This window comes from Streptomyces sp. NPDC029956 (assembly GCF_055574655.1).
Window position 1 is genome coordinate 1 of record NZ_JBVHZJ010000075.1, and the last position, 15830, is coordinate 15830.

Sequence of the window (15830 nt, forward strand, 5' to 3'; positions counted from 1 at the left end):
GCGCCGAACCACATCTCGGCCTGGCCGAGGGTCTTGGCGCCGTTGTCGATCCAGTACGGGACGGACTCGGGCAGGTCGACGGCGGCGCGGAGGAGGCGTTCGAAGGGTACGGCGTCCCAGCCGATGGTCTGGCCGTGCACGACCGCGCCGTCCTCGGCGGTGCGGGCGACGATGCCGGGCACGCCGACGCCGACACCGATGAGACGGTCCGCGGGCACGTCCGCGAGGCGCAGCACCTCGGCGATGCCCTCCCGGAGATGGTCGACGACGAGGTCGACGTCGTAGCGGGCCGTGCGGGGTCCGGAGCAGGCCAACGCGCGTTCGGTGCGGGCGAGTTCGGTGAGGGTGAGGTCGAAGAGCTCGATCCTGACCCGGGTCTCGCCGATGTCGACGCCGATCATGAAGCCGCTGGCGGGGGTGATCCTGACGAGGGTACGGGGGCGTCCGCCGGCGGAGTCGACGCTGCCGGCCTCCTCGACGAGTCCGTCGGCGACGAGTTCGGCGACGACGTTGCTGACGGAGCCCGAGCTGAGGCCGGTCGCCGGGCCGAGCATGAGACGGCTCATCGGTCCGTCGAAGTACAGCCTGCGCAGAACGGCGGTGCGGTTCTCGCGCCGCAGGTCACGCACCGTGCGGCCAGTTCTCGCGTGCACTTTGGTCCCCGTCTCTGAAGTCGTTCGTTGCAACATACCCGCAGTCCAAGCCTTGACGCGACCTTCTCATGGGGTTTAACTCACATCCTAAATTAAGCCGATGTTACGGCGAGGCCTCCAGACGCCCACCAACATCGGCGATCCCCTCGTCCCCGAAAGGGCCCAGGAGCCATGCGCAGAGTCAGAGCCGCTGTCACCGGTGTCGTCACCCTCTCCCTCGCCTTCACCGCCACCGCCTGTGGCGGGGGTGAGGGAAGCGAGTCGTCGCCGAAGACCCTCACCTACTGGGCCTCCAACCAGGGCGCCAGCCTGGAGATCGACAAGAAGGTCCTGCAGCCCGAGCTCGACCAGTTCGAGAAGGAGACCGGGATCAAGGTCAAGCTGGAGGTGATCCCGTGGTCCGACCTGCTCAACCGGATCCTCACCGCGACCACCTCCGGTCAGGGCCCCGACATCCTCAACATCGGCAACACCTGGAGCGCCTCGCTCCAGTCCACCGGCGCCCTCCTGCCCTGGGACGCGAAGAACCTGGAGGCCATCGGCGGCAAGGACCGCTTCGTCGACTCCGCGCTCGGCTCCACCGGCGTCGCGGGCAAGGACCCGGCCGCCGTCCCGCTCTACTCCATGGCCTACGCGCTCTACTACAACAAGAAGATGTTCAAGGACGCGGGCATAGCCAAGCCGCCGACCACCTGGGACGAGGTGATCGCGGCCGGCAAGAAGCTCAGCAAGGACGGCAAGGCGGGCATCGGGGTCGAGGGCTCCAACCTCTCCAACAACATCCACCAGGTCTTCGTCCTCGGCAAGCAGCACGGCGCGGACTTCTTCACCGCCGACGGCAAGCCCGACTTCACGTCCGACGGGGCCGTCGCCGCCGTCAAGCAGTACATCGACCTGATGGCCGTGCAGAAGATCGTCGCCCCCGGCAACGCCGAGTACGCCCAGAACCAGTCCCTCAGCGACTTCGCCAAGAACAAGACCGGCATGGTCCTCTGGCAGACCCCGTCGCAGACCTTCTCCTCGCAGGGCATGGGCCCGGACGAGTGGGGTGTGGCCCCCGCCCCGGTCCCGTCGGGCAAGCCCGGTCAGGGCGCCCAGACCAACTCGATGGTCGCCGGCATCAACCTGGCCGTCTTCAAGAACACCAAGAACCTCGACGGCGCGCTGAAGTTCGTGAAGTACATGACGAGCGACGAGGAGCAGGTCGCCCTCAACAAGGCGTACGGATCCGTCCCGCCGGTCAAGAGCGCCCAGCAGAACCCCGCCTTCGCCGACCCCTCGCTCACCGTCATCCGCGACACCCTCTCCACCAGCGCCGCGGCCCTGCCGCAGGTGCCCGAGGAGTCGCAGTTCGAGACGGTCGTGGGCACCGCGGTCAAGGAGCTGTTCGCCGACGCCGCCGCCGGCCGCCCGGTGACCACGGAGTCCGTGAAGGCCAAGCTCGAAAAGGCCCAGCAGCAGATGCCCAAGAAGTAGGCCGCCCCACCATGACCGAAACCGCCGTCGCTCACCCGACCGAGCCGGCGGTGCGCAAGGCCACACCCGGAGGGGCACGCGCACCACGCCGCTCCGGGCGTCGCCGCATCGCACTGCCCTACCTGCTGCTCCTGCCCGCCCTGCTCCTCGAACTCCTCGTCCACCTCCTGCCGATGCTCATGGGCATCGCCATGAGCTTCAAGGAGCTGACCCAGTTCTACATCCGGAACTGGAGCGAGGCTCCCTGGTCGGGCCTGGACAACTACACCGTCGCGATCGACTTCGACGCCCCCGTCGGGCAGGCGCTCCTGAAGTCCTTCCTGACGACCTGTCTTTTCACCTTCCTCTCCGTGGGGCTGTGCTGGTTCCTCGGGACGGCCGCCGCGATCCTCCTCCAGGAGAACTTCCGGGGCCGCGGCTTCCTGCGGACCCTGTTCCTGGTCCCGTACGCCCTGCCCGTCTACGCCGCCGTCATCACCTGGGCGTTCATGTTCCAGCGGGACAACGGCCTCATCAACCACGTCCTGCACGACCAGCTCGGCATCGGTGACAGCCCCGCCTTCTGGCTCATCGGCGACAACGCCTTCTACACGCTGCTCGTCGTCTCCGTCTGGAAGGGCTGGCCCTTCGCCTTCCTCACCGTCATGGCCGGACTGCAGAACATCCCCCGGGACATGTACGAGGCGGCCGCGCTCGACGGCGCCGGCGTGTGGAAGCAGATCCGGCACATCACCCTGCCGTCGCTGCGCTCCGTCAACCAGGTCCTCGTGCTCGTCCTGTTCCTCTGGACGTTCAACGACTTCAACACCCCCTTCGTGCTGTTCGGCAAGGCGGCCCCCGAATCCGCCGACCTGATCTCGCTCCACATCTACCAGTCGTCCTTCCAGACCTGGAACTTCGGCACCGGCTCGGCCATGTCCGTGCTGCTGCTGCTCTTCCTCCTCGTCGTCACGGGCGTCTACCTCCTGCTCACCAGCCGCGGAAGGAAGGCCTCCGATGTCTGAGCACGCATCCCGGCGCGCGGCTCCGCGCTCCCCCATGGCGGCGCCCCGCTCGTTCCTCTGGACGCGGCGGATCTTCCTCACCCTGCTCACCACGTTCGTGGTGCTGCCGGTGTACGTCATGGTCTCCAGCTCGCTGAAGCCGCTGGAGGACGTCTCGGGCAAGTTCCAGTGGATCCCCTCGGGGCTCACGCTCCGCCCGTACGTCGACATCTGGGAGACCGTCCCGCTCGCCGACTACTTCGTGAACTCGATCGTCGTCGCGGGCGCGGCCACGGTGTTCTCGGTGACGGTCGCGATCTTCGCCGCGTACGCCGTCAGCCGCTACAACTTCCGCGGCAAGCGGGTCTTCACGGTGACGGTGCTGTCCACGCAGATGTTCCCCGGCATCCTCTTCCTGCTGCCGCTCTTCCTCATCTACGTCAACATCGGCAACGCCACCGGCATCGCCCTCTTCGGCTCCCGGGAAGGCCTGATCCTCACCTATCTGACCTTCTCGCTGCCGTTCTCCATCTGGATGCTGACCGGCTACTTCGACTCGATCCCGCGTGAGCTCGACGAGGCCGCCAAGGTCGACGGCTGCGGGCCGATCAGCGCGCTGTTCCGCGTCATCGTCCCGGCCGCGTCCCCCGGCATCATCGCCGTCGCCGTGTACGCGTTCATGACCGCCTGGGGCGAGGTCCTCTTCGCCTCCGTCATGACCAACGACACCACCCGCACCCTCGCCGTCGGTCTCCAGGGGTACGCCACCCAGAACGACGTGTACTGGAACCAGGTGATGGCCGCCTCCCTCGTGGTCAGCGTCCCCGTCGTCGTCGGCTTCCTGCTCCTCCAGCGCTATCTCGTCGCCGGCCTCACCGCAGGTGCGGTCAAGTGACCTCCCTCTCCACACCCATCACGAAGAGGTTCCCCGTGTCCGAATCCCCCGACTCCCGCACCACGCTCGACCTGGAGGCCTTCCCGCCGGACTTCTCCTGGGGCACCGCGACCTCCGCCTACCAGATCGAGGGCGCCGTCGCCGAGGACGGCCGGGCTCCGTCCATCTGGGACACCTTCTCCCGCGTCCCCGGCGCGATCGACAACGGCGACCACGGCGACACCGCCTGCGACCACTACCACCGCTGGCCCGAGGACGTCGCCCTGATGAAGGGCCTCGGCACCGACGCCTACCGGCTGTCCGTCGCGTGGCCGCGCGTCGTCCCCGGTGGCGACGGGCCCGTCAACGCGCCCGGACTCGACTTCTACGACCGGCTCGTCGACGGACTCCTCGACGCCGGCATCACCCCCTCCGTCACCCTCTACCACTGGGACCTGCCGCAGGCCCTCCAGGACCGGGTGACCGACAGCCACGGGGGCTGGACCGAGCGGGCCACCGCCGAACACCTCGCCGCCTACGCCTCCGTCGTCGCCGAACGCCTCGGCGACCGCGTCACCCAGTGGGCCACCCTCAACGAACCGCTCTGCTCCGGCTGGATCGGACACCTCGAGGGGCGGATGGCCCCGGGCCTCACCGACCTCACCGCCGCCGTCCGCGCCTCGTACCACCTCCTCCTCGCCCACGGCCTCGCCACCCAGGCCGTCCGCGCCGCCGCACCCGGCGCCCAGGTCGGCCTCGTCACCAACCACTCGACCGTCGCGCCCGCCTCCACCCGGCCCGAGGACATCGCCGCGGCCGCCCGCGCGGACGGCCACACCAACCGCTGGTGGCTCGACCCGGTGTACGGCCGCGGCTTCCCCACCGACATGCGCGAGCTGTACGGAGTCGAACTGCCGGAGAAGCCCGGGGACCTGGAGACCATCGCCTCCCCGCTCGACTGGCACGGCCTCAACTACTACTTTCCGGTCACCGTCGCCGACGACCCGACGGGACCCACGCCGCACGCCCGCGAGGTCCGCCTCCCCGACGTGCCCCGCACGGGCATGGACTGGCAGATCGACGCCGGCGGCCTGGAGGCCTTCCTGCTGCGGCTCACCGAGGACTACGGCGTACGGAAGCTGTACGTCACCGAGAACGGCTCGGCCTTCCCCGACACCGTCGGGCCGGACGGAGAGGTCCACGACCCCGAGCGCACCCGCTACCTGGAGCAGCACCTCGCGGCCTGCGCGAGCGCCCTGCGCAAGGGCGCGCCGCTCGCCGGGTACTACGCCTGGTCCCTCCTGGACAACTTCGAGTGGGCCTACGGCTACGACAAGCGCTTCGGCCTCGTCCACGTCGACTACGCCACGCAGCGCAGGACCCTGAAGACGAGCGGGCGCCGGTACGCGGACATCGTCCGCGCCCACCGCGAGGCGAACGCGGGCTGACCGCAGGCCCCGTCGTGATCCTCCGGAAGGCCGCCCCGGCATCACCGGGGCGGCCTTCCGGAGTCTCCCCCTCCCGCTGCCTCCCTCTCCCGCATATGTCCTCCCCTTCCGTCTCCGGTCCCCTCTCTTTCCGTCGCCGCCCACGCCCCTCCCCTTCGCCGGCATGCCCTGAAGGAGTGCCCATGGCCGCCAGCGCCGTACCGTCCCCTCCCCCGGGGGCCGACAACGCCGACGAGCTCGCCGACGAACGGCTCCGTCGCCTCCTCGGTCCGACGAAGGTCGCCCGGGGCACCGCCCTCAGCGGTGGCCTCTACAACTCCGCCCGGCTGCTCGAACTCTCCGACGGTCGGCACCTGGTGCTCAAGACGGCGCCTCCGGCGAGCGTCCCCGCCCTCACCCACGAACGGGGCCTCCTCGCCACCGAGGCCCTCTTCCACCGTCTCGCCGCCGGGGTGGGCGCCCTGGTGCCCACCGTCCTGCACCACGAGCCCGCCCGTCCCGGCACCCCCGCCGAGTGGCTGCTCCTCACCTACCTCGACGGCACCACCTGGGACGCCGCGCGCGACCTCCTCACCCCCGCCGATCGTGCGGGGCTGCGCCGTCAGCTGGGTGCGAGCCTGGCCCGGATCGCCACCGTCACCGGGCCGGCCTACGGGTACCCGCAGCCGACCGCGGAGCTCTCGGCCCCGGACTGGCCGACCGCGTTCACCGCGATGCTGCACGCGGTCCTCGCCGACGCCGGCCGGTTCGAGGTCGCCCTGCCCGCCCCCACCGGGTTTCTCGCAGGGCTGCCCGCACGCTTCGGCCACCGGCTCGCCGAGGTGCGCCGGCCCGCGCTCGTCCACTTCGACGCCTGGGAGGGCAACGTCGTCCTCGCCAGGACCGGGAACGGTCCGTGGCGGCTGAGCGGGCTGATCGACGGCGAACGCGCCTTCTTCGGCGACCCGTTGGCCGAACTCGTCGGACTCGATCCGCTCGGCGCGGCCGAGGACGACACCGATCTCCTGGCCGGCTACCGCTCCGTCGCCCCCGCCCTGACCCTCGACACCGGCGCCCGTGTCCGTCTCGCCCTCTACCGGGTCTATCTCGCCCTCGTGATGCGCGTGGAATCCGTCCCCCGCGCCTACGGCGGGGATTTCGCGGCCTGGCTCGACACCTGGTCCGCCGACCGCGTCATGGAGCAGCTCGCCGTACTCGACACCCTGGAGGCGTGACGTGCGGCGGTCGATCGGCAGCGGGGCTCACCCTGCCCGCCGCGAGCCCCGCTGCCACCTCCGACACCGATGCCACCGACGCCCCCGCGGGCACCGCCGTCGACGCCGCCCCAGCGAGGGTCAGGTGGACTCGCGCACGACCAGGACCGGTTCGAACACCTTCGCCCGCGCGGCCGTCTCGGACCGGGCACCGTCGAGCTGCTCGACCAGCAGCGTGGCCATGGCGGCCGCCATGCGCTCCACCGGCTGGTTCACGGTGGTCAGCGGCGGCCGTGCCTTCCGCGCTGCCACGGAATCGTCGAAGCCCACCACGGCCACCGTGCCGGGGACGGAGATCCCCTGCTCACGCAGGTACTGACAGGCGCCCTGGGCCATCAGGTCGTTGGCGGCGAACACGGCGTCGATCCCCGGGTGGTCCTTCAGGAGCCTGGCCATGGCGCGCCTGCCGCTGTCCACCGTGAACCTGCCGCGTACGACGGGCACGGACGTCACCCCGTGCGCCGCGAGCGCCTCGCGGAAGCCGTCGAGGCGCTCGTCCGCCGTGGGGGCTGAGACCGGTGCGGCGATGGTGGCCGGGTGCCGCCGGCCGGTGGCCCAGAGGTGCTCGGCCGCCAGTCGCGCTCCGGCGGTGTTGTCGAGGTCGACGTAGCCGCACCGCTCCCCGTCGCGGGGGCGGCCGAACAGCACCGTGGGGAGGCCCGCTGCCACCAGCATCGACGGCAGCGGGTCGTTCTCGTCCAGGGGCACCACCAGGGCGCCGTCGGCGCCGCCCTGCCGCAGGTACTCGACGAGCTGGGTCCTGGCCTGCTCGGACTCGGCGACGAGCAGGACCGGCTGGATCGCGCGGCGGCGCAGGACCGGCAGGACACCGTCCACCACGCGTCCGAAGAACGGGTCGGAGAACACCCGGGCGGTGAAGGACCTGCCCGTGGCGGAGAGCACCAGGGCCACGGTCCCGGTGCGCCGTGTGACCAGGGAACGGGCTGCCTGGTTGGGCGTGTAGCCGATGCGGGCGATGGCCTCCTGCACGCTCCGCTGGATGTCGGGGGCCACGTTGCGCACGCCGTTGACGACGCGGGACACCGTCGCGCGCGACACCCCCGCCTCGCGTGCGACGTCTTCCAGAGTCGGTCCTCGATTCCCCACCTGCGCACCTTAACGGTGTCGTGTGTCCGGTGGGAGGACGGTCCACGCCTGGCCGGAACCGATTGGCGTCGACACTTAATGAAAGCCAAAAGAAAAGTCGTGTCATACGCCTTGACCGTCAACTCGCCCTGCGTGCAAGGTTTCGGGAGAGCGCTCTCCCACGTTTCCCCCATGTATCCAGAGGAGACCCCATGTCTTCCGTCGGGTCCCCGCCGGTCTTCCGGCGACCCGCCTCACGCGTCCGCCGGGCCACCGTCGGCGCACTTGTCACCTCACTGGCCGGCAGCCTGCTCGCCCTCGCCCCCGCCACGACGGCACAAGCGGCCCCCACCCTGCTCTCCCAGGGGAAGACCGCGACCGCCTCCTCCACCGAGGGCGGCGCCTTCTCCGCCTCCGCCGCCGTCGACGGCGACCTCACCGGAACCCGCTGGGCCAGCGCCTGGCAGGACGCCCAGTGGATCCAGGTCGACCTCGGCAGCAGCGCCACGCTCAGCCACGCGGTCCTCAACTGGGAGGCGGCGTACGGCAAGAGCTACGAGATCCAGGCCTCCGACAACGGCACCACCTGGCGCACCGTCACCTCCGTGACCGCCGGCGACGGCGGCACCGACAACGTCTCCCTCTCCGGAACCGGCCGCTACGTCCGGATGAACGGCCTCACCCGGGCCACCGGATACGGCTTCTCCCTCTGGGAGTTCCAGGTGTACGGCTCCAGCGACACCACCGGCCCGACCCTGCCCGGCGGCGGCGACCTCGGCCCCAACGTGCACGTCGTCGACCCGGCCACGCCCGGCATCCAGGCCAAGCTGGACCAGGTCTTCCAGGAGCAGGAGTCGGCTCAGTTCGGCAGCGGCCGGCACGCCTTCCTCTTCAAGCCCGGCACGTACAACGGGCTCAACGCCCAGATCGGCTTCTACACCCAGATCGCCGGTCTCGGTCTGCGCCCCGGTGACACCACCATCAACGGTGACGTGACCGTCGACGCCGGCTGGTTCAACGGCAACGCCACCCAGAACTTCTGGCGCGGCGCCGAGGGCCTGACCCTCAACCCCGTCAGCGGCACGAACCGGTGGGCCGTCTCGCAGGCCTCCTCCTTCCGCCGTATGCACGTCAAGGGCGGCCTCAACCTGGCGCCCAACGGCTACGGCTGGGCCAGCGGCGGCTACATCGCCGACTCCAAGATCGACGGCCAGGTCGGCAACTACTCCCAGCAGCAGTGGTACACCCGGGAGAGCTCCATCGGCGGCTGGTCCAACAGCGTCTGGAACCAGACCTTCTCCGGCGTCGAGGGCGCTCCGGCCACCTCCTTCCCGGAGCCCCGCTACACCACGCTCGACACCACGCCGATCTCCCGTGAGAAGCCGTACCTCTACCTCGACGGCAACGAGTACAAGGTCTTCGCCCCCGCCAAGCGCGTCAACGCCCGTGGCACCAGCTGGGCCAACGGAGCCCCGCAGGGCGAGTCGATCCCGCTGAACCAGTTCTACGTGGTCAAGCCGGGCGCCACCGCCGCCACGATCAACCAGGCGCTGGCCCAGGGCCTGCACCTGCTGTTCACGCCGGGCGTCTACCACGTCGACCAGACGATCAACGTGAACCGGGCGAACACCATCGTGCTCGGCCTCGGCCTCGCCACGATCATCCCGGACAACGGCGTGACCGCGATGAAGGTCGCCGACGTCGACGGCGTCCGCCTCGCCGGCTTCCTGATCGACGCCGGCCCGGTCAACTCGTCGACCCTGCTGGAGCTCGGTCCGCAGAACTCCTCGGCCGACCACACCGCCAACCCCACCACCGTGCAGGACGTGTACATCCGCATCGGCGGCGCCGGCGCGGGCAAGGCCACCACCAGCATGGTCGTGAACAGCGACGACGCCATCATCGACCACACCTGGGTGTGGCGCGCCGACCACGGCGAGGGCTGGGGCTGGGAGACCAACCGCGCCGACTACGGCGTCCGGGTCAACGGCGACGACGTGCTCGCCACCGGTCTGTTCGTCGAGCACTTCAACAAGTACGACGTCGAGTGGTACGGCGAGCGCGGACGCACGATCTTCTACCAGAACGAGAAGGCGTACGACGCCCCCAACCAGGCCGCGATCCAGAACGGCACGACGAAGGGGTACGCCGCCTACCGGGTCGACGACTCCGTGAACACCCACGAGGCCTGGGGCCTCGGCAGCTACTGCAACTACAACGTGGACCCGACGATCGTCCAGGACCACGGCTTCAAGGCACCCGTCAAGCCGGGGGTGAAGTTCCACAGCCTCCTGGTGGTCTCCCTCGGCGGCATGGGCCACTACAACCACGTCATCAACGACACCGGGGCGTCCACCATCCCCGCCGGCACCTCCACCGTGCCGTCCACCGTCGTCTCCTTCCCCTGACGGTCCCGCCGGGACGCCCACCCATCCGGGGCGTCCCGGCCCCCTCACCCCTTCCGGGCGGCGCCCAGTCCCCGCCGCGCCGCCCGGAAGGCGATCCCCCTCCTCCCTCCGTCCTGGAGCGTCCATGACCGCGACCCGTACCCCCACGACACGAAGGCGCGCCCGCGACCGCGCCCGCACGACAGGCTCACTCGTCTCCCTGGGTGCCCTGCTCGCCACCTCGGCGACCGCACTCACCGCCGCACCGGCCGCCGCCGCGGAGACCCTCCTCTCCCAGGGGAAGACCGCCACCGCCTCCTCGAACGAGGGCGCCGCCTGGGCCGCCTCCGCCGCCTTCGACGGCGACCTCACCGGAACCCGCTGGGCGAGCCAGTGGAGCGACGCCCAGTGGATCCAGGTCGACCTGGGCAGCAGCGCCGACATCAGCCGCGTCGTCCTGAACTGGGAGGGCGCCTACGGCAAGGCGTACGACATCCAGGTCTCCGACAACGGGACCGACTGGCGCACCGTCAAGTCCGTGACCGCGGGCGACGGGGGCACCGACGAGCTCGCGGTCACCGGCAAGGGCCGCTACGTACGCCTCCAGGGGATCACCCGGGGCACCGGATACGGCTACTCCCTGTGGGAGTTCCAGGTGTACGGCGGCGGGTCCGCGCAGCCCGAGCCCGGCGGCGCGGTCCGTGTCAGCGGCACGCAGGGCAACTGGCAGCTGACGGTGGGCGGACAGCCCTACACCGTCAAGGGCGTCACGTGGGGCCCCGCGATGGCCGACGCCCCCCGCTACATGCCGGACGTGAAGTCCATGGGCGTCAACACCGTCCGCACCTGGGGAACCGACGCCGGCACCAAGCCGCTGCTCGACGCGGCGGCCGCCAACGGCGTCAAGGTGATCAACGGCTTCTGGCTCCAGCCGGGCGGCGGCCCGGGCTCCGGCGGCTGCGTCAACTACGTGACGGACAGCGCGTACAAGAGCAACTCGCTCACCGAGTTCGCGAAGTGGGTCGACACCTACAAGTCCCACCCCGCCACCCTCATGTGGAACGTCGGCAACGAGTCCGTCCTCGGACTGCAGAACTGTTACAGCGGCACCGAGCTGGAAGCCCAGCGCAACGCGTACACGACCTTCGTCAACGACGTCGCCAAGAAGATCCACTCCATCGACCCCGACCACCCCGTGACCTCCACGGACGCGTGGACCGGCGCCTGGCCGTACTACAAGCGCAACGCGCCCGACCTCGACCTGTACTCGATGAACGCCTACGGCGACATCTGCGGTGTGCGCCAGGACTGGATCGACGGCGGGTACAACAAGCCGTACATCATCACCGAGACGGGGAACGCCGGCGAGTGGGAGGTGCCCGACGACGTCAACGGCATCCCCGACGAGCCGACCGACGTCCAGAAGGCCGATGGCTACACCAAGGCCTGGGACTGCATCACCGGTCACCGGGGCGTCGCCCTCGGCGCGACGATGTTCCACTACGGCCTCGAACACGACTTCGGCGGCGTCTGGTTCAACCTGCTTCCCGACGGCCTCAAGCGCCTGTCGTACTACGCGGTGAAGAAGGCCTACGCCGGCTCCACCACGGGCGACAACACCCCGCCGGTCATCACCAACATGACGGTCACCCCGGCCTCCGCGGCCCCGGCGGGGCGTGAGTTCACGGTCCGCGCCGACATCCGTGACCCCGACGGCGACCCGATCACGCCCAAGATCTACCTGAGCGGAAACTACGCCAACGGCGACAAGCGTCTCGTCGACGCGCAGTACCGCTCCCTGGGCAACGGCACCTTCGCCGTCACCGCGCCCGAGAAGCTCGGCGTGTGGAAGGTCTACATCCAGGCCGAGGACGGCCGCGGCAACGCCGGCATCGAGACGAAGTCCGTCAAGGTCGTCGCACCGCCCGTCACCGGCACCAACATCGCCCTGGGCAAGCCCGCCACCGCCTCCTCCGCCCAGGCCTCCTACGGCGACTGCCCCTGCCCCGCCTCCAACGCCTTCGACGGCAACACCGGCACCCGCTGGGCCAGCGACTGGAGCGACCCGCAGTGGATCCAGGTCGACCTCGGCGCGGCCAAGCCCATCCGCACCGTGCAGCTCGTCTGGGACCCCGCCTACGCCAAGTCCTACGAGGTCCAGGTCTCCGACAACGGCACGACCTGGCGGACCGTCCATACCACCACCACGGGCAACGGTGACATCGACACCATCGAGCCCGCCACCACCGCCCGGTACGTCAAGCTCCAGCTCACCGCGCGCGGCACCGGCTGGGGCTACTCGCTCCACGAGTTCGGCGTCTACAGCTGACGAGCCGGACCCCCATGACGGGTGGCGGGGCCTGCCGCTCGGCTCCGCCACCCCGGCACCACCGCACGGGAACCATCACACCAGTCGCGTGGCGCGTGCGCGTTCACGCGAAGCCATCCCCATGGGCAGGAGATCCCCATGAGATCGAGTCCGAAACGGCTCTCCGCACTCCTCGTCGGTACGGCCCTGATCGCCGGCGTCCTCGGCGTCGGCACCATGGCCTCGGCCACGGACACCGGCGGTGGCACCGCGCCCGCCGTCGCCGCGGCCGGCCCTCACAGCGGTCACACCATGGCCGTGTCCACCCAGGCCTCGGGGGACGACGCCGACGGCGACGGATACATCCCCGCCGTACCCCAGGTCACCGGTGTCACCCCGTCCACGGCCACCCCGCCGCCGGCCTACCACCACGAGTTCCAGGCCGGCTGCTCCGTCACCCACACCGCCCCCGACGACCCGATCGTCTACCCGGGCCAGTTCGGCAAGTCCCACGACCACACGTTCATGGGCAACACCTCCACCAACGCCGCCAGCACCACCGCCTCGCTGTACGGAGGCAGCACCACCTGCAAGGCGCCCGCGGACGCCTCCGCGTACTGGATGCCCACGCTGTACAAGGGCGACCAGAAGATCCTGCCCGTCGGCCCGCAGGTCATCTACTACAAGGCGGGCGTCACCGACTACCGGAGCGTGCGGCCCTTCCCCAAGGGTCTGCGGTACGTCGTCGGCAACCCGATGCAGAGCGCCCAGGAGTTCCGGGCCCACAAGGGCTTCGTCGAGGGCTGGGAATGCGGTGACAGCTTCTTCAACACCGACATCCCGGCGAGCTGTCCGAACCGGCCCGACGTACAGCTCAACCTGCGCATGCAGGCCCCCAGCTGCTGGGACGGCAAGTACCTCGACACCCCCGACCACAAGAGCCACATGGCCTACCCGGTGGTCAAGCCCGGCACCAACGACAACATGTGCCCGGCCTCCCACCCCGTCGCCCTGCCGATGATCGAGTTCAAGATGGCGTGGCCGGTCAACGGCGACATGAGCCAGGTCCGCCTGGCCAGTGGTCGCGGCTACTCCTTCCACTACGACTTCTTCAACGCGTGGGAGGAGCGCACCCTCAAGGCCCTCGTCGACCACTGCATCGTCGGCGGCCTGCAGTGCGACACACGGGGCTTCGACCTCTACCGCCCCGAGCGCGGTGTCGTGCTCAACGAGGACCACCGCCTGCCCTGATCCGTCTCCCGTACACGGCCCGGACGCCCGCGAGGGCGCCCGGGCCGCTTTTCCGTCCACAGCCTCGACACCAGGAGCACCCCATGACCGCGCCCGCCCCGTCCGCCACCGCCCGCCACGACGCGCTCATCGACCTCCTCCCGCCGCACTTCCGCTTCGGCGCCGCCACCTCCGCCTTCCAGATCGAGGGGGCCGGCGCCGAGGACGGCCGTACTCCGTCCATCTGGGACACCTTCTGCCGCGTTCCCGGCGCCGTCGACAACGGCGACACCGGAGACGTGGCCTGCGACCACTACCACCGCATGCCCGAGGACGTGGCCCTGCTGGCGTCCCTCGGCCTGGACACGTACCGCTTCTCCGTCTCCTGGTCCCGCGTCCAGCCACACGGACGGGGACCGGCCAACCCGGCCGGGATCGGCTTCTACGACCGTCTCGTCGACGAACTCCTCGCGCACGGCATCACCCCGTGGCTCACCCTGTACCACTGGGACCTGCCCCAGGAGCTCCAGGACGCCGGCGGCTGGCCCGCCCGCGACACCGCCCACCGCTTCGCCGACTACGCGGAACTCGTGCACGAGCGCCTCGGCGACCGCGTCACCCACTGGACCACACTGAACGAACCGTTCTGCTCGGCCGTCCTCGGCCATGTCGAAGGCGTCCACGCGCCCGGAGGCCGCTCCTTCGCCGACGGGGTGCGCGCCGTGCACCACCTGCACCTCGCCCACGGACTCGCGGTCCAGCGCCTGCGCTCCGCCGCCCGCCGGCCCCTCGACCTGGCCGTCACCCACCTCCTCGGCACCAGTCGGCCCGCCACCGACTCGGCCGCCGACCGCGAGGCGGCGCGCCGGGCCGACGCCCTCGGATTCCGCTTCTACCTCGACCCGGTCCTGCGCGGCCGGTACCCGCAGGACCTCGTCGACGACCTGGCGGCGCGCTCCGTCGAGATCCCCGTGAGGGACGGCGACCTGGAGATCATCAGCAGCCCCATCGACACCCTGGGCGTCAACTACTACCGCTCGATGCGCACCTCGGGGGTCGACGAGAACGGCTCCTCCGCCGACGCACACGGCATGCCCGTCACCCGGAACCTGCCGCACGGCGGCCTGCCGGTCACCGGCCTCGGCTGGGAGGTGATGCCGCACGACCTCACCGAACTGCTGCTGCGCGTCTCCCGCGACTATCCCGGCACTCCGATGGTGATCACCGAGAACGGCGCCGCGTACGAGGACGTTCCCGACGCCCACGGCTTCGTCGAGGACACCGACCGCACCGCGTACCTCGCGTCCCACCTCGCCGCCGTGGCCGAGGCCCGGAACCGGGGCGCCGACGTCCGCGGCTACTTCGCCTGGTCTCTCCTGGACAACTTCGAGTGGGCGTACGGCTACGACAAGCGCTTCGGTCTCGTCCGCGTCGACTACGCCACCCAGACCCGTACGCCCAAGCGCAGCGCCCTGTGGCTGCGCGACACGGCCCACCGCGTCCGCGCCGGCGCACTCGGGTGACGCACCCGGGGCGGCGGGGGGAGGCCGGGCGTCACGCCTCCTGCTCCCGGGTCTGCTCCTCGCGGCCGAGGCCCGGGCTCTGGCGCTTGGCCCGGTGACCGCCGGCGCCCGCACGGTCGGTGTCACCCGCACGGTCCGAGCCACTCCCCCGGTCGGTGTCACCCGCACGGTCCGAGCCACTCCCCCGGTCGGTGTCGCCGGCGCGGTGCGTCACGGCCGCCTCGGCGTCCTCGCGCGCCTCCTTGTCACCGCTCTCGCCCTCGGCTCCCGCCGGAGTGGTGGGGGCGGTGCTGCGGCGGTGCCGCCGCGCGTCCTCGTTCCCCTTCACAGCGTCCTCCTTCCCTCGCGGCCCCACAGCGACCTCATCGGTCCGGCCGCTCGTCCGGCGCGGTCCAGGAGTCACTCCGCGCCTCGGCCGCCGGCGGCTGAGCGACACCGGCGGACAGCCGTCTGCGGGCCGCACGCCGGGAACCCCACCAGAAGGCGGCGATCAGCAGGACGGCGACCACCGCCCCGATCAGGATCAGGAGCAGGGCCGGCGAGCCGGAGGCGGCCAGCGGGGAGGCGGTGACAGTCGAGAGAGGCATGGGCACCCTTCCTGTCGATAGC

13 protein-coding genes are annotated in these 15830 nt (G+C 70.6%); 9 read left to right on the forward strand and 4 right to left on the reverse strand.

Annotated features, from left to right (window positions below; translation table 11 throughout):
• On the reverse strand, window positions 1–653 hold a 653-nt coding region (locus tag ACZ4XX_RS36245), incomplete at its 3' end, for an ROK family protein (protein WP_468512079.1).
• Window positions 654–824: 171 nt separating this feature from the next.
• Between ACZ4XX_RS36245 and ACZ4XX_RS36250 the strand changes: the two genes are divergently transcribed.
• The 5 genes from ACZ4XX_RS36250 (at window position 825) to ACZ4XX_RS36270 (ending at window position 6648) form a co-directional block, all read left to right on the forward strand.
• Entirely contained in the window at window positions 825–2129 is a 1305-nt protein-coding gene (locus ACZ4XX_RS36250; protein ID WP_468512080.1) for an ABC transporter substrate-binding protein, read from the forward strand.
• A gap of 11 nt (window positions 2130–2140) precedes the next feature.
• Window positions 2141–3133, forward strand: coding sequence for a carbohydrate ABC transporter permease (locus ACZ4XX_RS36255; RefSeq protein WP_468512081.1), 993 nt, complete (start codon window positions 2141–2143; stop codon window positions 3131–3133).
• Window positions 3134–3167: 34 nt separating this feature from the next.
• Window positions 3168–4007 carry a carbohydrate ABC transporter permease gene (locus ACZ4XX_RS36260; RefSeq protein WP_468512107.1) on the forward strand — a complete coding sequence of 280 codons (840 nt, stop codon included), beginning with the start codon at window positions 3168–3170 and terminating at the stop codon, window positions 4005–4007.
• A 35-nt stretch (window positions 4008–4042) separates the two neighbouring features.
• On the forward strand, window positions 4043–5434 hold the full coding sequence (locus tag ACZ4XX_RS36265) for a GH1 family beta-glucosidase (protein WP_468512082.1): 1392 nt from the start codon (window positions 4043–4045) through the stop codon (window positions 5432–5434).
• A gap of 182 nt (window positions 5435–5616) precedes the next feature.
• Entirely contained in the window at window positions 5617–6648 is a 1032-nt protein-coding gene (locus ACZ4XX_RS36270) for a phosphotransferase family protein (protein ID WP_468512083.1), read from the forward strand.
• 120 nt (window positions 6649–6768) lie between these two features.
• On the opposite strand, the gene ACZ4XX_RS36275 is transcribed toward ACZ4XX_RS36270, so the two are convergent.
• The gene (locus ACZ4XX_RS36275; RefSeq protein ID WP_468512084.1) at window positions 6769–7794 is read right to left on the reverse strand and encodes a LacI family DNA-binding transcriptional regulator; all 1026 of its coding nucleotides are present in this window, start codon (window positions 7792–7794) and stop codon (window positions 6769–6771) included.
• A gap of 191 nt (window positions 7795–7985) precedes the next feature.
• On the opposite strand from ACZ4XX_RS36275, the gene ACZ4XX_RS36280 reads away from it, so the two are divergent.
• The 4 genes from ACZ4XX_RS36280 to ACZ4XX_RS36295 all read left to right on the forward strand — a co-directional run bounded on the left by ACZ4XX_RS36280 (window position 7986) and on the right by ACZ4XX_RS36295 (window position 15221).
• The gene (locus tag ACZ4XX_RS36280) at window positions 7986–10181 is read left to right on the forward strand and encodes a discoidin domain-containing protein (RefSeq protein ID WP_468512085.1); all 2196 of its coding nucleotides are present in this window, start codon (window positions 7986–7988) and stop codon (window positions 10179–10181) included.
• A 124-nt stretch (window positions 10182–10305) separates the two neighbouring features.
• The gene (locus ACZ4XX_RS36285; RefSeq protein WP_468512086.1) at window positions 10306–12489 is read left to right on the forward strand and encodes a discoidin domain-containing protein; all 2184 of its coding nucleotides are present in this window, start codon (window positions 10306–10308) and stop codon (window positions 12487–12489) included.
• Between the two features lie 138 nt (window positions 12490–12627).
• Window positions 12628–13719 carry a DUF1996 domain-containing protein gene (locus ACZ4XX_RS36290; protein ID WP_468512087.1) on the forward strand — a complete coding sequence of 364 codons (1092 nt, stop codon included), beginning with the start codon at window positions 12628–12630 and terminating at the stop codon, window positions 13717–13719.
• Between the two features lie 83 nt (window positions 13720–13802).
• Window positions 13803–15221: a GH1 family beta-glucosidase gene (locus ACZ4XX_RS36295; protein WP_468512088.1), complete on the forward strand. Its 1419-nt coding sequence runs from the start codon at window positions 13803–13805 to the stop codon at window positions 15219–15221.
• 31 nt (window positions 15222–15252) lie between these two features.
• Here ACZ4XX_RS36295 and ACZ4XX_RS36300 read toward each other — a convergent pair whose 3' ends face one another.
• Entirely contained in the window at window positions 15253–15549 is a 297-nt protein-coding gene (locus ACZ4XX_RS36300; RefSeq protein WP_468512089.1) for a hypothetical protein, read from the reverse strand.
• Between the two features lie 34 nt (window positions 15550–15583).
• Window positions 15584–15808, reverse strand: a complete 225-nt coding sequence (locus ACZ4XX_RS36305) for a DUF6479 family protein (RefSeq protein WP_468512090.1) — start codon at window positions 15806–15808, stop codon at window positions 15584–15586.
• Window positions 15809–15830 lie beyond the last annotated feature (22 nt).